Below are 19,600 nucleotides of genomic sequence, written 5' to 3'. Positions count from 1 at the left end.
GCAAGCGCATGCGCACCATTACGGGCTAGTTAGAGGCCAACTCGACGTTGACGTGAACAAACGAACAAATCGGCCGGTGGTCAGGGACGCACGAGCGCGGTCTTACCTTCGGATGCGTTATCGACCCTTTCTATATCGCCCGGCTTCCAGGTTAGGTTAATGGCGGGCTCTGTCGGCGCGTAGAGGCGAAGGATGGCGAAGTAACCTCGGCCCGGAACGGTGGCCAGCCAGTTGGAGTCTTTGCCTTCGGGAGCCTCTGGTGCGAGGTAGAGGTCGGTCGAACCGTCGGCATTTTGCTCGGGATTGTTGAGTTTGCCGAGGGACGGGAACGGTTGGCCGTTGTCGAGGCCTGAGGCGTTCTCCGCTTCGTACAACGTAACCGACCAGAACAGGCCGGCAGGAATGTCTTTTGGCAGGTTCAGCGTGTAACTGTTCTCACCGTTCAACCAATCTCCGTCGGCATCTTTGAACGCGATCATGTAGAACGCGCCTTTGCCAGGCGTCATGGAGACCATGCCTGGACTGATGGAATAGTAGTCCGTAAAGAACCATGCCCGGCCATCTAGGTTGCGGAAACCACGCTCCCTGTCGGTGAAAGTCAGGTCAACGAAGGAATCGGGATAACGCGAGTCGAGGTTGTTGATCGGATTCAGCCACTGCCTGTCTTCGTAGACCCGGAAATCCACGCCGGCCAGTTCCGGCTGCATGCCAAGAACGCGGGTGGTTTTGTATGCCGTTTTAGCCGCGTTACTGAGAATCTCCTTGCTGCGGGCACCGGGGGAGAACGGCTGTCCTTCGACGATGCCCAGACCAGCCAGCATGCCCAGCCAATCGGTTCCGGCCAGGTTGTCACCTTCTGAATCCACAAGCCATTTAAGTTGCTCGAATGCCTCAATATCGGTGCGAGGCAGCATGTTGTGCGGTTCACCCGAAGCATCATGAAACTGCATGGGCTTCGCATTGTTCTTTTCGCCCAACGGATAAAACACCGATTGCTTGAGCACATCCACGGCAGGCGTGATGTTGTCGAGCGACTGGTAGAACGAGCGCAGGAAGACGAAGACGTTGTTGGTGCCGGAGCGATAGACATAGTACCCCTCGGGTACTTCGCCTTCGTAGTCGGGAGGTAAGATTAGAAATTTGCCGCCCTTGCCTTCGTCGGGCCCCGGCAGACCAAGGTCACCGTAAAATTTACCACCATCAACAGGGATTGGCCGCTGCCAGAAATCGAGCAAAATGCCCTGGAGTTTGGGCGGAGCTTCGAAGACCAGCGGGCCGGTATCGGACAGATCGGTAAACACCATGCCGTAAATGAGATCGGAGTTGGGTGTAGTGATGCGGGTTTTCGCATCCAATCGCTTTTCCCAGATGGCCATGACGTTGTAGCCGCTGCCGAACGCCTCGGCAAACCCATCACGCATGCCCATGGTGTTAAGTAGCGGCATGGCCCAGATATAGGATTGCGTGGCTCGCTGGAAGAGCAATTCATCCTTCAGAGCCTCGGCTGTTTCCGAGGTGGGACGGTTGTGTTCCATCGGTAGGTTGGCAAGTTTATCGAATCGATCGGTTTGTGCGACTGCCGAGCAGGTTAAAAAAAGCGCGAGAGTCGTCGTGAGACGTATCTTGTTCACAGTGAACCTTCCTTAGTTGAATTGGGCTGTGTCGGCTAACGTCTGAAATCGGGCAGCTTTAATGATTTATCGAAAGAGGGTGCCTGGGCCTGTCAGGCAACGAGCTTTTGCGCGTGAGAAAAACATCGCCGTCAAAGGGAGACAGCGGGTGTGGCAATTGTGACCTGTCTGGCCAGTGTTGTGCAGAGATGGGGCCGGAGAATGTGCACAGTCTCAGAGCCGTTCGGATGAACGCCTTCATGGTACGGTCTCCCTTACTTGTGGACGATAGAAACGTTTCGCCAGTGGGCATTCACGTTACTTCGAGGTCTCAAAGTTCGAAGACCGCCACGCGTGCGTGACTAGCTCGCAAAGTGATTAAACTTTCGAAAGAAAGAATTAGTTGGTTCCCGGTGGCGTGTCAAGGGAAGGTTTCGTGACAATTTCGTTGGCGCATGGCGCTGCGCAACGCTCCCTGGAGAAGGGGGCTGCCCGTTCGCTCGGGGTTATTTTGTAGCCTCTAGCTACCCGGTTTCTATCCACTGCAGGGCGGAATGCGAATCGCGCTCCGAAACGGACTCTGATCACTGATCCGTCCATTCGGGTCTACGCTTGTCCAGAAACGCGCCTATACCCTCTTTCGCATCGTTGGACTGAAGGTTTTCGGCCATCACCTGGCTGGTGTAGGTGTAGGCATCGGCCAACCCCATCTCCAGTTGCCGGTAAAAGGCCTGTTTGCCGATTTTAAGCGTGTGGGACGATTTGCCGGCGATCGTCTCTGCCAGCGTTGCCACTGTGCTTTCCAGCTCTTCCTCGGCCACGACGCGATTAATCAGCCCCATTTTTTCGGCCTGTGCCGCCCCAATCATTTCGCCGGTTAGCAGCATTTCCATGGCATGTTTGCGGGATACATTTCGGGACAGTGCCACCATCGGCGTCGAGCAGAACAGACCGATGTTGACGCCAGGTGTCGCAAATCGCGCGGTCCCCGAGGCCACCGCCAAATCACAACTTGCCACCAATTGACAGCCTGCGGCCGTAGCGACCCCGGCAACCTGGGCAATGACCGGCTGGGGGAGGTTTACGATCTGTTGCATGACCCGGCTGCATAGGTTAAACAGTCGCGCTTGTGCATCGTACTGGTCACCCTGCTCACGAATTTCTTTCAGGTCATGACCGGCACAAAAAACCGCGCCCTTGGCTCGCAACACCAGCACGCGGGACCCGTGGTCTGCGGCTACTTTGTCGAGCTCCGCGGACAACGCCTGCATCATCGCCATAGAGAGGCTATTGCGGCGTTCAGGCTGGTTCAGTGTGAGGGTTGTAACGCCGTTGGCTTGGGTGTCGCTTAGAATCAGGTTCGAACGGGTCATGACACACCTCGTTTGTCTGTCGGTACTCCAGTATCAGCCACTGTAATCGCGGTGTCTAAGGTCAAATGGTACCGTTCCGGTTCCGATTTTCGGGGGTTCTACGATTGCCGATTGGAGCAGTGTGGGCTCTCGGAAGTTATATCTCCGGCGCCGGTCCGACTCCGGAAAAGGATTATCGCACCCGCCGATCTGCTAAATTCAAAGATAGCCCCCAGCCCTGATGCTGGGCTGTGAACGACGTTAAGGGAGAAACCGATGGCTAAAGGTAAGGACGAGTGGCTGTTTGCCATCAACTTCGTTAAGCATCCCACCATGCTGGGGTCGGTGATCCCAAGCTCCCGGTGGCTCATCCGCAGCCTGCTGGCGCCGGTGGACTGGGAGCGTGCTCGCTACTTCGTGGAGTATGGTCCGGGTGTGGGCACCATCACCCGCCACATTCTGAAGCGGATGCATCCGGAGGCCAAATTGCTGGTGCTGGAGATTAACGACGACTTCGTGCGCCACCTCAATTCCGCCATCGATGACCCGCGGTTGGTGGTTCGCCGCGATTCCGCTGCCAGTCTGGGAACGGTGCTCGACGAATTGGATTGGCCGCATATCGACTACGCGGTCTCCGGCATTCCCTTCTCGATTATGTCATCGGAGGATGTGGAAGCCGTGCTTAAGGAGACCCGGGCGCGGCTGCCACCGCAGGGCGAGTTTCTTGTTTACCAGTTCTCCCGGCACTCTGCCCAATATCTGCATCGCAGCTTTGATGATGTGAGTCGCGAGTTCGTATTGCGGAATGTACCGCCTGTCAGTTGTTACCGAGCCCGCAGTAACGGTGGGATAGGCCCTTCCGAAGCCCCTGCGCCGATGTGAACGGTAAGTTCCACGACAGCTGCGGAATTTTCAGAAACCGGTGCAGTGACCCCAAACCCTGCCAGGCATTACGAACGGGCTCGTACCGGTTTCTTTCCAACTATCTGTATCGCTAGCTGACCACAAAGAGTTGGGGGCACAGTGCATGATTAGTATGCTACCGTTCATCTAATTCAGATGAGAGCCCCCTATGTCCCAAGCCCCGTCTCGTCCCAACATCATTGTCATGACCCTGTGCGGGATGTTCACCAGTATGGTCGTGATCGCGTTTGCGCGGTTGGCTTTCGGGCTAATCCTGCCACCCATGCGGGCCGATCTCGGCTTGGATTATCAGCAGGCCGGATTGCTGGGGACAGTTACCGCGCTTGGCTATCTCTGTTTCGTGCTGGTGGGGGGCATCGCGGCTGCTCGCTGGGGTGCGCGTTTCACGATCGTGTTTGGGCTGGTATCGGTGGCCGCAGGGTTTGCCGGGCTGAGCATAGCGTCCACCTATCCGGTCCTGCTGATGTTAATGACACTGTTAGGTTTCGGTACCGCCTTCAGTTTTGCCCCCATGGTTGCTTTACTGGCCACCTGGTATCCGGAGCGGCGCGGGCTGGTTATCGGCTGCATGACCAGTGGCGTCGGGTTGGGGACATTGCTCGTGGGTTTGCTGGTGCCGCTGCTATACGGGTGGTTCGGGGACAGTGGCTGGCGGATGAGCTGGGGGAGCTTTGCGGTGGCGGCCATGACGGTCGCAGTGCTGGTGATCCTGTTCGTGCGGGATCCGGCGCGGCCTGTCCTTGGGGATGGCGAGAAGCCGCCGTCGGCCGATAAATGGCAAATTTACCGGAACCCCCGGGTGCTGACCGTAGCGGTGGTTTACGGGATCATCGGTATGACCTACATCGTGCAGACGATATTCATGGTCAGCTTCATGGTGGAGTCCGGTCATGCCGAGAGTACCGCGGGTCGTTACGTTGCGCTCATGGGCGTGCTGTCGCTGGCGGCGGGGCCTTTGTGGGGCTGGCTTTCAGACCGCTGGGGGCGCGGCAATGCATTGACGGCTTCCATGACACTGGTAACCCTGGCCATGGCATTGCCGCTGGCAAGCCAGACCTTGCTGACCTTTTTTCTGCACTTCCTGCTGATGGGTTTTTCGGTCAACGGTATGTTTGCCCTGATCCAAGCCAGCGCCACGGATCAGGTGGCCCCCCGATACATCCCCATCGCGTTCAGTTTCGTCACGGTATTCTTCGCGGCAGGCCAGTTGGTCGGGCCTGCGCTGGCTGGGGGGTTGATCGACCTGACCGGCAATTTCCGGTTCGCTTTCGGCCTGACCTTCGCCGTATTGGCGGTGGGGGTCTATCTCACATTGCGGATCCGGCGCTTTCCTGTTTAGAGGTGTGAAGACAGGAAGGTATAGAGGCACAAAGAGACCGGGACAGCGATATCGTTAGCTGCTCGACAGGCTTCAAGATAAAGCCGTCCCGATTTCTAGCTCCGGTTCTAGCTAGATAGTCTTGGCTCAGTCAGTCTCACTCCACGAAGTACGCCTGGCTGGCAATCATCGGCGACAATTCCAGGTTCCAGTGCTTCAGTCCACTTTCGCTGTAGACGTAATGGCCACTCAGTGATTGAAGCTGGGGAATGCTCTGGGGCTCTACGCCATTGAGAATGATGGACGCCAGCCGAGCGGCCGTCAGGCCTTCCTGGCGGGCGGAAATGGTGAATCCGCCAATGGACTGCTCTTGTCCAATAAAGATGTCCCAGAACGAGAACAGCGGAAGTTGTGCCCGGTAAAAGGCTTCCTTTAGTAGTTCCTGAGGCACAGCGTACTGATCTTCCCCGTCCCTGATCGTGTGGTGGGTGCCGAGAATGACCGCATCGTAGCTCTCATGGGCGTCCACCACCGTTTGCAGCCAGGTGTCCCGGTCATTGGTCAGCACGATGTCCAGCTTGGAGCCATAGAGGGTGGCTTGGCGTTTATCGCCAAAGTACTCGTTAACTGCATTACGCATGGTGGGTGAGTCGTCCATCAACACCAGAAACCGTTCTCGCTGTGCCAGTATCTTGCGCAAATGACGAACACTATCCTTGAAAAAAGGGCGCTCAAGGATGCCGGTAACCAGCGGGTGCTTCAGGGTAGGGTGCTGAGCCGGTCCCCCATTGACCCCGAGGAATACCACGGGAATAGTCTGCTCAACCAGGTGCTCTGCCATTAGCGAGAAGGCGTTGTCGTCACCCAGAATGACGACATCCGGTTTCAGATTGGCGATGGCCTGTTCGATTTCCGCGACCTTCTGCGGCCATTCGCCTTTGGCCAGACGTTTGGTATCCAGTTCGAACACGTGAATATCGTGCTCTCGACCGAGTACTGATTCAACGGCGGCAATGTAATCCGCATCCCATTTGTATTCTTTGTGATAACTCTCGATGATCGCGACGGTTTTGCCAAAACATAGGGGGCTAGCCAGCAAGAGGGCTAGAAAGAACACACGCATAGCGCTTCCTTTTATTGTTGTCCGAGCCGGGATAAAAGAAGGGATCCAACGACAATTTTTCAGGCTGTTGTTATGGTTATGTGTTGGTGACAACAGGATTCGTGCCAGCTTTTTAACTGACTGATATGTCGATGTATTAAGGGTTGGGGCTGGCTGATGGGGGGAGCAGTCGTCGCCCAAGTGTCCCGTTTACAGGACAGGTGGCGCCGAATCCGGTGAATTCCGTGCGGAATTCCGGACAATCGATCTCCTACTGCTAGCGTTAAAGCGGTTTAACCGGTCAAGGCTTCAAGCGTTCCTGTAACGGCCCGACGACGGCATCCAGAAATTGCCGCACGCGCGGCGATAGCAGCCGGCTGTGCGGAAACACAAACTGCACTGGCAGTGCGGGGGCGTTGTATGCCGTTAACACCGGCACCAGTGTGCCGCGCTCGAAATCTTCCTGGGCCTGATAGCCCAAAACCCTGCAAATACCGAGTCCGTCCCGGGCGGCGGCGAGTCCGGTATCGATCTGATTGGCGCTGACGACAGGATGCACGCGCTGCTCCCAAAGTTCCCCTTCTACCTGAAACGGCCACACCTCTCCCGACGGCGCGAAGCATACCGTCGGCCAGTCCGACAGTTGTTCGGGGTGGCTGGGTCCTCCCCGTTGTTCGATGAGCGCCGGGCTCGCGCAGAGGACATAGGGCGTGCTGCCGACTGACCGTGCAATCAGCGAGGAGTCGGCCAGGTGGCCAATCCGCAGGGCCAGATCAAAGCCTTCCTCAATCACATCCACGACTCGATCGAGCAGGGTCAATTCCGCACTCATGGCGGGATTCTGCTTTAGCCACTGGTTCAGCAAAGGCGCTAGATGCAAACGGCCAAACATCACCGGGGCGGTAATGGAAAGCTTGCCCGCCGGGTCGGCGCGCCGGCTATCGAGCTGGAACTCGACCGCTTCGATGTCCGCCAGAATGCGCCGGCAGTGTCGCAGGTACTCGCGGCCTTCATCGGTGAGGGCGATGCGGCGAGTGCTGCGGTTGAGTAGACGCACGCCAAGATGCTGTTCCAGGCCGGCGAGCGTTCGCACGATGGCGGCCGGGGAGCGATCCAGCTTGCCGGCGGCAGCGGTCAGGCTGCCTTCGTCCACAATGGTGACAAAGGTACTCATGGCTTTGAGTTTGTCCATCGGCAGGCACCTTTGCAGCCGGTGATATGGGATTTGTGCAAAAACCTGAATAAACCTAGCAGCTCGGCGGCATTTATTGAATCCATTCGGAGGGGTCTACTGGCGCTGTCCACTACAGCGCCGTCCATTTGGAGTCAGTTATGAAACAACCTCAGCGCATTCGTCAGTACGATCACGTCGGTATTCGGGTCAGCGACCGCCAGCAAGCGGTGGATTTTTATGAGCAGATTGGGTTTCGGGAGGTGCGTCGTTTCGACAAATACGAAGCGAATGAGATGGAAACGCCAGACGGTGTGCGGATTAACCTGATCTTTAACGCCACGCGTTTACACCATGGCCGGAATGTATTGCTGGACGAGCCGGTCAAGCTACCCGGTGTGACTCACCCCGCCTTTGTCGTCGATGATCTCTACGCCTTGAAAGACTGGCTTGACCAGGCGGGTATTGCCATTACCGAGGGCATCCATCGCCTCGGCCCACGCCGGATCACCCTGTTTATCCGCGACCCCGACCGGAACGTACTGGAATTTAACCAGCTACTGCCTGAGCCGGCGTCCGGGACCAAACGCTCCAAAGCCCCCAGCAACGAACGCTCAGCCTAACGAACCGTCACCCTAAAGAGACCCTTGCCATGAAACTATACGATCTGGAACTGTCCGGTAACAGCTACAAGGTTCGGCTGTTTACCGCTTTAGCGGGTATCGAACTGGCACTGGAACCGGTGGACGTACCTGGCGGCGCCCACAAGCGATCGCCGCTGATTGATCTCAATCCCTGGGGGCAAGTGCCGGTGCTGACCGATGGTGACGTTGTCCTGCGTGATTCCCAGGCGATTCTGGTGTATCTGGCGCGACAGTATGGCGGCAATCAATGGTGGCCGGACGGTGCGGCCCAGCAGGGCGAGGTCATGCAGTGGCTGTCAACCGCCGCCAACGAGATTCACGCGGGCCCCAACGCCGCCCGTTTGATCGACAAGTTCGGCTACCCGCTGAACAAGGAACGTGCTTTGGACGTCAGCGCGAAAGTCCTGCCGTTGATCGAACAGCACCTGAGCGAGCATCGATGGCTGGCCTTGGGCCGACCGACCATCGCCGATTGCGCGGTGTTCCCATACGTGGCTTTGGGCTGGGAAGGTGGCGTGACGCTTGAGCCATACCCGGCCATTCAGGCCTGGATCGAGCGCATCGAGGCGCTGCCGGGGTACATCGGCATGCCCGGGATTGTCTCTCGAAAAGCTTGATGCCCAACGGAACGCGTGAGACCGCCTGCTGTGGCTTCCGCCACGGCAGGCGAGGGTGTCCAGCCTATGCTTCGATAACGCTTTCCTTGACCCCCGCGAAAACAAGCTTAGGGTTAACAGAGACGACTCCGGTTTTTGATATGAATTCCGGCTCACAGGACAGGCGTTGGCTCACACGGCAGCTAAGCAAAGGAGAACGCGATGGGCAGCAAGATCGAAGTGGAATCCCCCCTTGTCATCCTCCACGGTGACGAGATGGCGCAGGTGGCTTTCGAGGTACTCCTGAAGACCTTTGTCACGTCGAGACTGGATATCGAGCTCAAGGAAATCGATCTCTCTGCCGAGAACCGCGTAGCCACTAATGGTCAAGCGGTGACCGAGGCCATCGAAGCCCTTAAAAAATACGGCGTGGGCATCAAAAATGCGGGGATCACCGTTAACCGGAGCCAGCTCGACGAACTCCTCGAAAAGCACCCTGACGTCGATGGAAACGCGTTGGACCCCCTGGCCACCAAGTCACCCAACGGGGCCATACGAAAGGGCATTGGCGGTAACATCACTCGCGAGGACATCCAGTTCCGCAACATCCGCGTGCGAAGGCCTGACTGGGTCGGCCGCGATATCGAAGTGATGACCATGGACAACGGCGGCATCAAGGACAGTTTTAACGAACTGGCCCGCGCTACAGGGATCATCAAGCTGCTATTTGTGGGCAGCAGTGGCGACCCGGAAGAACTGCATCGCCGGGAGATCAATAAGGGCGATCCTCTGCTGCTGGCCACCAACGACCTCGACGATATCAGGGACTGGGCCCACCGGTTTTTCCAGCGTGCCATCGACGAAGAGCGGGATATCTATCTGGGCCTGAAGGATACGGTGATCCCCGGGTACGACGGCGCCATGCGCTCGGCTATCGAGAGCATCTATGCGAGCGACTACCAGAAAAAGGCGGAAGAGCTCGGTCTCAAGTTCTACTACGAGCTGATTGACGCCCAGGCGGCGCGGATCGTTTCCAATCCGCCTGAACGCGCGCTATGGGGTGTGCCGGACAATACCACCGGCCGTAAGCTCTTCAAGCTGGTCGATGAGCTGAAACGCCATGGCATTCCTGACCGCCATGTCCATGTATCCATCTCCCGCATGAGTGCGGGCGGCGGCGATCAGTACGGCAGCTTCAACGCGCCGGCAAAAGAAGACGGCATTCTTAAGATTGTCGTGGATGGTGAGGAACGGCATGCGCGGCGGGTCAAGAAAGGAGACCCCATGCTCTTGATGTCCAATGACCGCGAAGCCATTAAAGACTGGGTCAGCCAGGTATTCCGGGATGCATCGCGCAAGGACAAAGAAGTCTACTTCGGCCTGAAGCGGGAATATATGGAGTACGACGAAGTCTTTAGCCACGTCATCACCGAAGTGCGCCGGGAGCTGGCCAAGGAGCATACGCCGCCGCCTTCCTTCATGATCATGCGGCCGTCCCGCCAGTTAAGGAAAATGATCACCGATCCGCCCCGGAACGCGCTCTATCCCTCGCAGAACCTGGACGGTGATATTTTTTCGGACATCTCCGCAGCCCTGGGGGGGAGCTTGGCCACCGCTAGTTCGATCATTGAGAGCAAGGACGGCGCCATGCTCTTCGAGGCGCCCCACGGCACCGCCCATGATCTCTACATCAAGTATCGGGAAAGTGACGGGAAGGAGGCGCATTTCAACCCCTCGGCACTGATATACGCACTGGGCAATGCCCTGGAAACCCTTGGTGAAAGGGACGGTAACCAAGAGCTGGCTGCATACGCTGGAAAACTCAAACAGGCCCTCAAAGACACCGTGGCCGACGGCATAGTCACTGCGGACCTCAAGGGCAAGATTACCAATCCGGATTCGGAGAAAGTGGTGGATCTGTACGGGTTCATTGAGGCGTTGCAGGAGCGGCTTTGACTATGAAGGAAACAGGGAAAATAAACTACGTTGAGTTACCGTCCCGAGACCTCGACGCCACGAAGAGATTCTTCGGTGCTGCATTTGGTTGGTCATTTGTGGACTACGGCCCTGATTATGTGGCCATCGAAAACGCTGGACTGGACGGCGGCTTCTTTAAATCCGAGAAGGTGGCGACAACCGGTAACGGCAGCGTCCTAGTTGTGCTCTATAGTGACGCCCTGGAAGAGACCGCCGAAAACGTAAAGTCGGCAGGCGGTGAGATCGTTAAGGACATCTTTTCTTTTCCGGGTGGCCGGCGATTTCATTTCTCGGATCCTAACGGTAACGAATACGCCGTATGGTCGGCGCCACCCGAATGAGAGCGCCAACCAATGCTGGTTGACGCGGCTTAATTAGCCTATTTTGTGTCAATAAAATTTACATGACGTCTTGCTCCTAAAAGATGTCAAAATAGTAATATTTTGTTTTTACGCGTTTTGTTATGTGGTTGGCGCGATTAGTGCCTGTGGGTCAGCCGTGGACTGGAGCCACCAACGACCTATAAGGAAAAATAAGCTGTGAAAATACTCGTCAACACGCTAGCGTTCTTGCTTTCATTCGGCATTGCCTCTTCGGCTTCCGCATTGGTTATCACCGACGTCAACAATCCCCGTACGTTCCTGAATGAGGGGGAGTCCAAGACGATTATCCACGATCTTACCGATGACGGTGTTCCTACCGATTATTCTGTTATTTCGGCTTTTCTGACACTGAGCTTCTCTGACGGCAACCGGTTCGGCGACTTGGCGTTTGACGTGGCCGGTATTTCGGGCGAAGGGCTGAGCGGCACCTATGAAGTCGACGGAACCCACTGGTTCGGGTTTGATATTCGCGTATTGGGCGTCGGCGAAGCCGGCATCGCAGCCCTGAACGCTTTCGGCCAGCTCGCGGTTACCGTGACAGCGTTAGATACCTTCTCGTGGATGGGGCACAACGACTTCTGGTGGAAAGAGTCTCGCCTGGAAGCCGCTGTGGCGCCCCGTGAAGTGCCGGAGCCTGCTACGCTGGCCCTGCTGGGCTTTGGCCTGCTCGGTTTCAGCCTGCGTTTTGGCCGTCGTCCCATAGCGTAAGGCCTTGCGTTGCTTATCAGTGCCTTTGCATCGGCAAAGGCGCTGAACACTTTAGACTGCTGCATAATAGTCTAGGAGGAAGACGAAGGGGCTTAAAAACTGGACAATAGCGGGTATCTGATCATACGACCTGCTCAATTCTCCAAGCTCGGTGCCCTTGCAATGGAAATTAACGTCAACTTCCTCGATAACCTCAGACTTGAAGCCAAGTTTGACGACTTCTCCGTCATCACCGATCAACCCATCCGCTACAAAGGCGACGGTTCAGCGCCCAGCCCTTTTGACTACTTCCTGGCCTCGTCGGCGCTGTGTGCGGCCTATTTTGTCCGGGTCTACTGCAAGGCGCGCGATATTCCGACTCACAATATCCGTCTATCGCAGAACAACATCGTCGATCCCGAAAACCGCTATAACCAGATCTTTAAAATTAATGTCGAGCTGCCGGAAGACATCTCAGAGAAGGATCGGCAGGGCATTTTGCGGTCGATCGATCGCTGTACCGTAAAGAAGGTGGTGCAGACCGGGCCGACGTTTGAGATTGAAACCGTCGAGAATCTGGCCGAGGACGCCCAGGCCCTACTGATGACCCTGCCGGAAGGTGGAGTCAGCACCTATATCGAGGGCAAGGACCTTCCGCTGGAGCAAACCATCGCCAATATGACGGGCATCCTGGCGGAACTCGGGATGAAGATCGAGATCTCTTCCTGGCGCAACATCGTACCGCATGTGTGGTCGCTGCATATTCGTGATGCTGCATCGCCCATGTGTTTTACCAATGGCAAGGGGGCCACGAAAGAAGCCGCTCTGTGTTCGGCGCTGGGCGAGTTTATCGAGCGACTGAACTGCAACTTTTTCTACAACGATCAGTTCTTCGGCCTGGATATCGCCCACAGCGACTTTGTTCATTACCCCAACGAGAAGTGGTTTAAGCCCGGGCCGAACGATGCACTGCCGAAAGAGATTCTGGATGAGCACTGCCTGGCCATCTACGATCCGGAAGGCGATCTGCGCGGCTCGAACCTGATCGACACCAACTCGGGCCGGGTGGATCGCGGTATCTGTTCTTTGCCCTTCGTGCGCCAGTCGGACGGCGAGGTGGTGTATTTCCCTTCCAATCTGGTCGAGAATCTGTTCCTGAGCAACGGCATGAGCGCCGGCAATACCCTCCAGGAAGCACAAGTGCAGTGCCTTTCGGAAATCTTCGAGCGGGCGGTTAAGAAACAGATTATCGAGGAAGAAATCGCGTTGCCGGATGTGCCGAAAGAGGTGATCGAGAAGTACCCGCACATCGCCGAAGGTATCGAGGGGCTGGAAAAGCAGGGCTTCCCGGTACTGGTGAAGGATGCCTCCCTGGGCGGTCAGTTCCCGGTGATGTGCGTTACCCTGATGAATCCGAGAAACGGCGGGGTGTTTGCGTCGTTTGGCGCGCACCCGAGCTTCGAAGTTGCACTGGAGCGCAGCCTTACCGAACTGTTGCAAGGGCGTAGCTTTGAAGGTCTGAACGATGTGCCGCCGCCCACGTTCAACAGCCTGGCGGTGTCCGAACCGAATAACTTTGTCGAGCACTTTATCGATTCGACGGGCGTGGTGTCCTGGCGTTTCTTCAGTGCCAAGCAGGACTATGCCTTCTGCGAATGGGATTTCTCGGGTACGAACGACGAGGAGGCCGCCTGTCTGTTCGGCATCCTCAGGGATATGGGCAAAGACGTCTACGTTGCTGTCCATGAGGCTCTAGGGGCGCCGGCGTGTCGTATTCTGGTGCCCGGCTATTCCGAGGTGTATCCGGTGGAAGACCTGATTATGGATAACACCAACATGGCTCTGGACTACCGTGAGGACATTCTCAACCTCCACACCTTGAATGATGACCAGTTGGCCGATCTGGTGGAGCGTCTGGAAGCCAGCCAGCTCGATAACTACATGACGATCACTACACTGATCGGTGTCGAGTTCGATGAAAATACGGTGTGGGGGCAGCTGACGATTCTGGAGCTAAAGATTCTGATCTGCCTGGCTTTGCAATGGCACGAGGAGGCGCTCGAATTCGTCGACATGTTCCTGCAGTTCAATGACAACACCGTCGAGCGCGGGCTGTTCTATCGCGCAGTGAATGCGGTGCTGGAGGTGACCCTCGACGAGGCGCTTGAGCTGGATGACTACGTGTACAACTTCCAGCGTATGTTCGGTGTCGAGACTATGGATGCCGTCGTTGGCTCGGTCAATGGCACGGTGCGCTTCTACGGTCTTACGCCAACCAACATGCAACTGGATGGCCTGGATAAACACCTGCGGTTGATCGAGAGCTATAAGAAACTCCACGCAGCGCGGGCCGCAACTCTGGGACGGTGATGGTGATAGCAGAGTGGCATCGGAGCGGACGAATGCACGTCGGTTTTTGGCTGCCTCATGCACAACGCTAAAAATACCGGTACGTTGTAGTTGAGCGCAGTGGGCCGTCGAGGCCAGGGTGTTGGCAGGATGCCGACAACGAAATGAACGAGGGAGCTAATTTACGGTTTATCGGAAACCAGCGTAAGCCGTAAATTCTTGAGTGTGGCCCGGAAAATGTTCCTGTATGAGTGATTTGAGACGGTTGTCACCGGAGCAGCGGTTACTGCTTTTGACCCGTGCGGCGGGCGATCACGCTTTTATTGTGCTTGATGTTGACGGCTATGTCGTCGATTGGCCGGAAAACGCTGAAAAACTGCTGGGCTGGACCGAAGAAGACGTGCAGGCGCGCCATTACTCCGAGATTTTCAGCGCGGGCGGCCTTCCCGCACCCCCGCTACCCGATCCGCTAGCCCGTGCGAACGCCAGTCGCCAGGGCGAGCTTTCAAGCTACTGGCAGCGATGCGGGGACGGTACTGAATTCTATGCTGAAGACCGAACTTACCCCCTTTTCGGAGAGAGAAACGAATGGCTGGGGTTCGGCAAGATTCTTCGCAAGGTGCCGGATGAGTCCGCGAGGGCGCTAACCGTGGCCACTTCTGGTGATGATCGGATAACCGAACAACGCCAATTCAAGGCTGCGTTGGCTGCCGCCCCTATAGGCATCGTGGTGGCCGACGCGGATGGCGTGGTTTTAAAGATGAACGCTGCCCACCGACGCCTTTGGGGCATCGATCCATCGTTTACGGTGGCCCTCGAAGATATTTCCCAATTCAGAGCGTGGTGGCCAGCAAACCCCGGTTATCCTCGACGACAGCTACATTCGCAGGACTGGCCTATCGTCAGGGCATTGCGAGGCCAGAACGTCCAGAATGAACTCCTCGATATCGAGACGTTCGGGACGACGCCCGTCCAGAAAACCATTCTGGTTTCGGCGTCTGCCATAAGGGACGAGCAGGACAATATCCTGGGCGCCGTGGTTACGGCTTCCGACGTCACCACCCAGCAAGAGGTGGAAGCGATGGAGCGGGAAACCTCCGCGCGCCTGAAATTTATTTTGGAGGCCAGCCGTATTGGCGACTGGGACCTTGATCTGGTGAATGACGTAGCTCACTGCTCCCTCATTCACGACCAGTGTTTCGGTTATCCCGAGGGCGCCCCGTACTGGGGGCGAGAGACCTTTTTGGAGCACGTCCACCCGGACGACCGGGAGTGGGTTGCAAGCGATCTCACCAAGGCTATTGAAAACGGAAAAGATCTGGATATTGAATGCCGGGTTATTTGGCCGGACGGCAGCGTTCACTGGATACATGCCCAAGGCCGCTTCTACACCAGTCATGGATATCCGACCCGAATGACCGGCATCATTCAGGAGGTGACCGAACGCAAAGTGGCGGATCAGCAGATTTTACATGCTTCCCTCCATGACCCCCTGACGGATCTACCCAATCGCGCCAAGCTTTTCGAGTATGCCGAACACTTGCTTGCACACAGCGAACGCACGGGGCGGCCGTCAGCCGTATTCTTTATGGACCTGGATCGGTTCAAACGGATCAACGACACCCATGGACATGCCCTTGGCGATGCACTGCTCAAAGAGGCTGCCACCCGTCTTAGGCAATGCATTCGCTCTGAGGATTTTCTGGTTCGTCTCGGTGGCGACGAGTTCCTGATCCTATTCCAAGACATTGCGGATGTTCACAGTGTCGCCGAAACCGCGCGCCTGATTATTGAACGTGTCAGTGAGCCCTACTGCATTCACGGCCAGGAGCTAACGCTGAGTGCGTCGATAGGCATCAGCTTGTACCCTCGGGATGGAGCCGACATCGACGTGCTCATTAGTCATGCCGACCTCGCGATGTACCAGGCTAAGCAAGGCGGGCGTGGACAGTTCAGTTTCTACTCAGCGGAACTTGCCGCCGACACCCGGTTAACGCGGATGATCGAGCAGAAACTGAAAATCGCGCTTCATCAGGAAGGTTTCACGCTGGCCTATCAGCCGATTTTCGATCTGGCGTCTGGCGACGTGATTAGCATTGAGGCCTTACTGCGTTGGAATGAGATGGATGTGGGGCCGGAGCAGTTTATCCCCATCGCGGAAGCCACCGGCATTATTGGCTCACTGGGTAGCTGGCTTCTCGGCCAGGTCTCTCAACAGTACGCCGCATGGCTTACGAAGCGCTTACCCCCGCTCCCGATCGCCATCAATATTTCCGTGGTTGAACTCCGTGACCATGAATTTGTAGACCGTTTTCTGAATACGTTGACGCATGCGAGTCTGGAGCCAGGCGCCCTCCAGATCGAGCTTACGGAAACAGCCGCCATGGATGATATCGAGCACACGATTGCACAATTGGCAAAGTTGAAGAGTAAGGGCGTGACCATCGCGCTGGATGACTTCGGCACCGGCCACTCCAGTTTGACCTACTTGGCACGCTTGCCGCTGACCAAAGTCAAAATCGATAAATCCTTTATTACAAGCCTGGGCGCGAATAGCGTCAGCCAAACCGTAACCGGTGCTATGGTCGCGCTTTCACACAACCTCGGGCTGGAGGTCGTGGCCGAGGGTATCGAGACGCAAAGCACGCTGGAGCACGTACGTTCGCTGGGCTGCCAGCAAGGGCAGGGTTTTCACCTCGCCAGGCCGATGTCGAGCGAGGCGTTCGAAGCCTGGTATAGAGAGCACCTGCTCCGTCGTGAAAGGTCGCTTTCATAACAGGGCTGCTTTCGTAACTGTTTTGACATTCGCTGAGCTGAGAATTGAGAAAAGCATAACCGTAAGGCTAGTGCTCGAGTACGGCCCCTTGCGCTTCCGCTCGTCGGCGGCGATGAAAATGGACATAGATCAAAACGCTGATGATTGCCGCGTAAGCGCACCAAATCGAAGTGAATGCATACTGCTTGAAAATAAGCACCGTAATCATGCCCAGCAGATTGAGCACGCCAAACGCCACGATGTAGCGATAGCCGGAAAAGAGGACCGCACCGCATGTGGCAGCTATATAAAGTGCAGCCACCAACCGGCTACCTGTACCCGAATTGCTGTAGGCCACGCTATGACCGCGAACCTCAATCGCGGTCTCAAAGTTGATCAACGCCCAGAGGGTATAGGCGCATAGGCCCACACCGAGCATCAGAAAGGGTAGGATCCTCCGGCGCCGCAACATGTCCGGCTCGATCAGCCATACGCTCAAAGGCATGAGTAACGGCAGCAGGGCCTGGGCATAGAGCATATAAAGAAAGCCCCAACCGCCGAGGCTGCCGGCTCCCAGGCGGTCATGCAGGCCCAGCCAAACCATGCCTTCAATGGTTTGATGTATCGCAAAGAGAAACGGTATCGCCGCGAACAGCCATTCGTTGTGGTGACGGGTTCTCGCCAGGGTGGCCACGCCGACGATGGCGACGGTTGCACCGCTGGCAAAGCTCGCTGTTGCGGAAAAGCACATCGGCTGACGATTCCTTCGGGTAGAAGCTCCATGGGCTGGCCCTGCCATTGCCGGGGCCTAACGCGATGCCCGAGTATGCGCCTTTCGTGGAGTCCGATCTATTTGCACGCCTGCCCGTTCCATTACCGTTCTGTGATACGCAAGCAAGGGATGCTGTAGCTGGGCTTTTGTGGTCCTATGGAGGCAAAGGCGGGTGAAATTTAGTCAATGGGTGGCTATCAAAATGACTCCTTCCAATGGCTAGGTTTTTCGACGAGCGTCGGAGCAATTGTCAGGGAGGTCACCATGTCTGGGTATGTGCCGCAACTCTGTCGGTCGGGACTCGCGGGCGCTCTGTGCGCGTGCCTTCTGCTTCTGGCGGGATGCGCATCGCTGCCGTCGCTGGAGGAGCGTGAATCCTCCCGGGCGCTTCCACTCGAGCAGGCTCTCGAAACGCGAATGGGTCAGGGGTTGGAGAGACGCCTGGCCGCACATCCCGGGCTTGCGGGGATTTATCCGCTGGCAGATGCGAGGGATGCCTTCGCCATACGGGTACTTCTGGCCGGCCTGGCGGACCGGACCCTCGACGTTCAGTACTACATTTGGCAGGCGGATACGACCGGGCTGGTCCTGCTCGCGTCACTGCTGGAGGCCGCGGATCGCGGCGTGCGGGTGCGCCTGTTGCTGGACGACATGAACACCTCGGGCATGGATCCCATACTCCGTGCTGCAGATGCTCACCCGAATATGCAGATTCGCCTGTTCAACCCGTTTGTCATCCGTTCCGCCCGCTGGCTCGGTTTTCTAACCGATTTCTCCCGCCTGAACCGCCGCATGCATAACAAGTCCTTCACCGCCGACAACCAGATATCGGTGGTGGGCGGGCGGAATGTGGGGGACGCGTATTTCGGTGCAACGGACGGCGTGCTGTTCAGCGATCTGGATGTGATGGTGGCAGGGGATGTGGTACGCAAGGTGTCTACGGATTTTGATCGCTACTGGGCGAGTGAGTCCGCCTATCCGGCAGCGCTAATCCTGGGCGAGACGAGTGAGGCCGATGTCGCCGAATTGAGTCAGTCCATCGACGCTGTATGGCGCACGCCCCGCGCACAAGACTACTTCGAGGCGATCCGATCCTCCGGCTTCGCCCGCCGGCTCGGGACCGGCGACTTGCCGCTGGAGTGGGCGAGAACACGCATGTTCAGCGATGCACCGGGTAAAGGGTTGGGGCGGGTGGACGACGAAGGATTGTTAACGACCCAGCTTTCGGCATCGATTGGAGGCATTCATCAGCAATTCAACCTCGTGTCACCCTACTTTATCCCCACGGATACCGGTGTCGAAGCCCTGGTGCGAATGGTGGATCAGGGCGTCAGGGTGCGTGTACTGACCAACTCCCTCAGCGCCACGGATGTGGCTCTCGTTCACTCAGGCTACGCCCGCTATCGAAACGCTCTTCTGGAGGGTGGCGTCGAACTCTACGAGATGAAAGCCTTGCCGGAACACAGCGAAATGGCAGAGTCCATCCACAATTTCGGCGCCTCGGCCACCAGCCTTCATGCCAAAACCTTCGAGGTCGACGGGACCTGGGTGTTCGTGGGCTCGTTCAATTTCGACCCGCGCTCGGCCTACCTCAATACCGAGCTGGGTTTTCTGATCCAGAGCCCGGCCCTTGCCGGCAAGCTTGAGGCACTGTTCGAAGAGACCTTGCCCCAGGTGGCTTATCGGGTCAGACTCGACGAAGACGGCGACCTATACTGGACCAGCGGCGCGGGGAACGGTACGGAGCGTTGGGAAACCGAACCGGAGACCGGTTGGTTCAAACGATTCAACGTGGGCTTTTTCTCTCTGCTTCCGATTGAAGGCATGCTCTAAGGTAGGCGCCGGAGATTGGACTCGCCAATAGTTAATCAGAGATTGCGTCCTGTTCGCCCTCAGGGTTGTATCCCATCGGCTAGTCGCACATATTATTAGAAAGGATGTGTCTTTCTGAGTGCGGCTG

General features: G+C 56.9%; 15 protein-coding genes. 10 read left to right on the top strand and 5 right to left on the bottom strand.

The features are described 5' to 3' along the window. Positions 1–80: 80 nt before the first annotated feature. Entirely contained in the window at positions 81–1,631 is a 1,551-nt protein-coding gene (locus FXO11_RS15055; protein WP_202980233.1) for a DUF1254 domain-containing protein, read from the bottom strand. A gap of 563 nt (positions 1,632–2,194) precedes the next feature. Continuing rightward, entirely contained in the window at positions 2,195–2,983 is a 789-nt protein-coding gene (locus FXO11_RS15050) for an enoyl-CoA hydratase (RefSeq protein ID WP_148863746.1), read from the bottom strand. A gap of 255 nt (positions 2,984–3,238) precedes the next feature. Between FXO11_RS15050 and FXO11_RS15045 the strand changes: the two genes are divergently transcribed. Then, a complete protein-coding gene (locus tag FXO11_RS15045; protein ID WP_148863745.1) occupies positions 3,239–3,844 on the top strand; it encodes a class I SAM-dependent methyltransferase in 606 nt (201 codons plus the stop codon). Positions 3,845–4,034: 190 nt separating this feature from the next. Next, on the top strand, positions 4,035–5,225 hold the full coding sequence (locus FXO11_RS15040) for an MFS transporter (protein ID WP_148863744.1): 1,191 nt from the start codon (positions 4,035–4,037) through the stop codon (positions 5,223–5,225). Between the two features lie 136 nt (positions 5,226–5,361). Here the strand turns inward: FXO11_RS15040 and FXO11_RS15035 are convergent, their stop codons facing one another. Together FXO11_RS15035 and FXO11_RS15030 are read right to left on the bottom strand one after the other, a co-directional pair. Further along, on the bottom strand, positions 5,362–6,327 hold the full coding sequence (locus tag FXO11_RS15035) for an ABC transporter substrate-binding protein (protein ID WP_148863743.1): 966 nt from the start codon (positions 6,325–6,327) through the stop codon (positions 5,362–5,364). Positions 6,328–6,607: 280 nt separating this feature from the next. Next, a complete protein-coding gene (locus FXO11_RS15030) occupies positions 6,608–7,498 on the bottom strand; it encodes a LysR family transcriptional regulator (protein WP_148863742.1) in 891 nt (296 codons plus the stop codon). Between the two features lie 140 nt (positions 7,499–7,638). Here FXO11_RS15030 and FXO11_RS15025 point away from each other — a divergent pair, with 140 nt between their 5' ends. The 7 genes from FXO11_RS15025 to FXO11_RS14995 all read left to right on the top strand — a co-directional run bounded on the left by FXO11_RS15025 (position 7,639) and on the right by FXO11_RS14995 (position 16,889). Continuing rightward, the gene (locus tag FXO11_RS15025; protein WP_148863741.1) at positions 7,639–8,100 is read left to right on the top strand and encodes a VOC family protein; all 462 of its coding nucleotides are present in this window, start codon (positions 7,639–7,641) and stop codon (positions 8,098–8,100) included. Between the two features lie 29 nt (positions 8,101–8,129). Further along, complete coding sequence (locus FXO11_RS15020; protein ID WP_148863740.1) at positions 8,130–8,738, top strand: glutathione S-transferase family protein; 609 nt, start codon at positions 8,130–8,132, stop codon at positions 8,736–8,738. A gap of 201 nt (positions 8,739–8,939) precedes the next feature. Further along, complete coding sequence (locus FXO11_RS15015) at positions 8,940–10,673, top strand: NADP-dependent isocitrate dehydrogenase (protein ID WP_148863739.1); 1,734 nt, start codon at positions 8,940–8,942, stop codon at positions 10,671–10,673. 2 nt (positions 10,674–10,675) lie between these two features. Next, positions 10,676–11,035, top strand: coding sequence for a VOC family protein (locus tag FXO11_RS15010; RefSeq protein ID WP_148864939.1), 360 nt, complete (start codon positions 10,676–10,678; stop codon positions 11,033–11,035). A 198-nt stretch (positions 11,036–11,233) separates the two neighbouring features. Further along, positions 11,234–11,785, top strand: coding sequence for a PEP-CTERM sorting domain-containing protein (locus tag FXO11_RS15005; RefSeq protein ID WP_148863738.1), 552 nt, complete (start codon positions 11,234–11,236; stop codon positions 11,783–11,785). Positions 11,786–11,947: 162 nt separating this feature from the next. Beyond that, the gene (locus FXO11_RS15000; RefSeq protein WP_148863737.1) at positions 11,948–14,134 is read left to right on the top strand and encodes an OsmC domain/YcaO domain-containing protein; all 2,187 of its coding nucleotides are present in this window, start codon (positions 11,948–11,950) and stop codon (positions 14,132–14,134) included. Positions 14,135–14,360: 226 nt separating this feature from the next. Next, complete coding sequence (locus FXO11_RS14995; protein ID WP_148863736.1) at positions 14,361–16,889, top strand: sensor domain-containing protein; 2,529 nt, start codon at positions 14,361–14,363, stop codon at positions 16,887–16,889. A gap of 67 nt (positions 16,890–16,956) precedes the next feature. Here the strand turns inward: FXO11_RS14995 and FXO11_RS14990 are convergent, their stop codons facing one another. Next, positions 16,957–17,619 (bottom strand): DUF6629 family protein, encoded by a 663-nt coding sequence (locus FXO11_RS14990; protein WP_148863735.1) that lies wholly within the window; start codon positions 17,617–17,619, stop codon positions 16,957–16,959. A gap of 285 nt (positions 17,620–17,904) precedes the next feature. Here FXO11_RS14990 and FXO11_RS14985 point away from each other — a divergent pair, with 285 nt between their 5' ends. Continuing rightward, positions 17,905–19,473 (top strand): phospholipase D family protein, encoded by a 1,569-nt coding sequence (locus FXO11_RS14985; protein WP_148863734.1) that lies wholly within the window; start codon positions 17,905–17,907, stop codon positions 19,471–19,473. The last annotated feature ends 127 nt before the right edge of the window (positions 19,474–19,600 follow it).

Origin of the sequence: Marinobacter fonticola (genome assembly GCF_008122265.1) — a bacterium.
In the GTDB taxonomy this organism is placed as follows: Bacteria; Pseudomonadota; Gammaproteobacteria; order Pseudomonadales; family Oleiphilaceae; genus Marinobacter_A; species Marinobacter_A fonticola.
Note: the sequence above shows the minus strand (reverse complement) of the source record. Positions and strands in the feature narration are given on the sequence as shown.

What these genes read in the sequence shown, in the direction of transcription:
- FXO11_RS15000 (WP_148863737.1), top strand. Translation starts at nt 11,948, where the DNA reads ATGGAAATTAACGTCAACTTCCTCGATAACCTCAGACTTGAAGCCAAG.
- FXO11_RS14990 (WP_148863735.1), bottom strand. Translation starts at nt 17,619, where the DNA reads ATGTGCTTTTCCGCAACAGCGAGCTTTGCCAGCGGTGCAACCGTCGCC.
- FXO11_RS15025 (WP_148863741.1), top strand. Translation starts at nt 7,639, where the DNA reads ATGAAACAACCTCAGCGCATTCGTCAGTACGATCACGTCGGTATTCGG.
- FXO11_RS15010 (WP_148864939.1), top strand. Translation starts at nt 10,676, where the DNA reads ATGAAGGAAACAGGGAAAATAAACTACGTTGAGTTACCGTCCCGAGAC.
- FXO11_RS15045 (WP_148863745.1), top strand. Translation starts at nt 3,239, where the DNA reads ATGGCTAAAGGTAAGGACGAGTGGCTGTTTGCCATCAACTTCGTTAAG.
- FXO11_RS15015 (WP_148863739.1), top strand. Translation starts at nt 8,940, where the DNA reads ATGGGCAGCAAGATCGAAGTGGAATCCCCCCTTGTCATCCTCCACGGT.
- FXO11_RS14985 (WP_148863734.1), top strand. Translation starts at nt 17,905, where the DNA reads ATGTCTGGGTATGTGCCGCAACTCTGTCGGTCGGGACTCGCGGGCGCT.
- FXO11_RS14995 (WP_148863736.1), top strand. Translation starts at nt 14,361, where the DNA reads ATGAGTGATTTGAGACGGTTGTCACCGGAGCAGCGGTTACTGCTTTTG.
- FXO11_RS15035 (WP_148863743.1), bottom strand. Translation starts at nt 6,327, where the DNA reads ATGCGTGTGTTCTTTCTAGCCCTCTTGCTGGCTAGCCCCCTATGTTTT.
- FXO11_RS15030 (WP_148863742.1), bottom strand. Translation starts at nt 7,498, where the DNA reads ATGGACAAACTCAAAGCCATGAGTACCTTTGTCACCATTGTGGACGAA.
- FXO11_RS15020 (WP_148863740.1), top strand. Translation starts at nt 8,130, where the DNA reads ATGAAACTATACGATCTGGAACTGTCCGGTAACAGCTACAAGGTTCGG.
- FXO11_RS15040 (WP_148863744.1), top strand. Translation starts at nt 4,035, where the DNA reads ATGTCCCAAGCCCCGTCTCGTCCCAACATCATTGTCATGACCCTGTGC.
- FXO11_RS15050 (WP_148863746.1), bottom strand. Translation starts at nt 2,983, where the DNA reads ATGACCCGTTCGAACCTGATTCTAAGCGACACCCAAGCCAACGGCGTT.